This is a genomic window from Sediminibacterium sp. FW305-C-269 (assembly GCF_058231045.1).
In genome coordinates this window covers 253,251-254,922 of sequence record NZ_JBIQXQ010000001.1, presented here as the reverse complement: position 1 = coordinate 254,922, position 1,672 = coordinate 253,251, and the positions used below count along the sequence as shown (strand labels likewise).

Genomic DNA, 1,672 nt, shown 5'->3' with positions numbered 1-1,672 from the left:
GTGGTAGCAGAAAGATTGTTGTAAGTATAGGTGTCGGTAGTGGCGGCAATATTGTTCCAGCTGGCACCACTGTTGGTCGAGTATTCCCAACGCACTACGGAACTTAGATATCCGGTAAGTGAGAGTGTACCGGAATTGGAGGTAGCACAAACGGTAGCAGCTGCCGCAAGCGAGCCGGCAACAGTCGGATCATATACGGTGATCTCCATAATGTCTTTTGAATCTGAACAGATACCATTGGAAATGGTCCAGGCCAACTGATAGGTACCTGTTGTTAAACCGTTCACAATCGAAGCCGGATCTGCGGCATTACTGAAACTAACGGCGGAGGGTCCGGAAACAAAAGACCAGGTACCGGTACCGGAAGTAGGCGTATTACCTGCCAATACAGTAGTAGTACTGTTACAAACAGCCTGGTCGGCTCCTGCATCAGCAGGGGTAACCAGTTGTAATACAGTGACCGTGGCTGCAATACCTGAATATAAAGGCAGGCCCACCCCGTTTTGTACCAGGGCCCTGAACAACGTAGTAGTGGTCAGGTTGTTGTATTCATAGGTGTTCTGGTTGGTTCCTATAGTACTGGCGATCGGGGTCCAGGTTACACCGTAATCAATAGAAGATTCCCATTGCAGAATGGTTCCCAGGTATTCAGAGAGTACCAGTGTGCCGTGGTTATTACTGGTACAAACCACTGCATCCGGACCGATCCTGCCGGGATTGGTAGGAGGCTGCACTGTGATCTGCATGATGTCTTCCGAAACAGCACAAACCCCATTGCTGATGGTCCAGCGTAACTGGTAGATACCATCCGTTGGGGGAGATCCTTTAATAAATTCCAGTCCGCCCACGGTGGCTTTCGGATCGTTAGGGTTGGAGAAACTGAGTGTGGTAGGTCCGGAGATCTGCGTCCAGGTACCGGTACCCGATGTGGGTACATTGGCCTTCAGCTTTGTACTGGTAATGCCATTCACGATGATTACATCAGGACCTGCATCGGCAACGGTAGCAGCCTGCACCACATTGATGGTGGCGATATTGGAATACAGTGCCGGACAAACTGCATTTTGCACATACGCTCTGTAACGGGTAGTATTAGCGAGGTTATTGTACGTGTAACTGGAACTTGTATTGGCTATGTTATTCCATGTTGTACCATTATCTGTGGATGATTCCCACCGGAGGATGGAACTGCTATAACCGGTTAAAGAAAGGGTGCCGCTATTGGCAGTGGCACAAACGGTAGCATCTGATGCCAATATCCCGGGTATCGTGTTAGGATACACTGTTAGGCTCACCTGATCCTGCGATGTTGCACAAACCCCATTGCTGATGGTCCATGCTAATTGGTAAGTACCGGCAGTCAATCCATTAATGGTAGTAACCGGATTGTTGGCATTGGTGAAACTAACAGCGGAGGGGCCGGAAATCAATGACCAGGTTCCTGTTCCGGAAACAGGTGTATTGGCCGCCAAAGCAGCAGAAGTTACATTACACAGTTGCTGATCGGCTCCTGCATTGGCAGTGGTTACTGCTTGCAGCACGGTAATGGTAATGATATTGGAATAGATGGGGTTACAAACACCGCTTTGTACGGCCACCCTGTACTGTGTGGTGGTAGTAAGGTTTGTATAGGTGAGCTGATCAGTGGTATTGGTGATGTTGTTCCAGGTAT

At 49.2% G+C, this 1,672-nt stretch carries 1 protein-coding gene; it reads right to left on the bottom strand.

The window, feature by feature from the left end; translation table 11 throughout:
- The coding region (locus tag ACH3Y6_RS01030; RefSeq protein ID WP_490834583.1) for a DUF8696 domain-containing protein at positions 1-1,672 on the bottom strand (1,672 nt) is incomplete at both ends.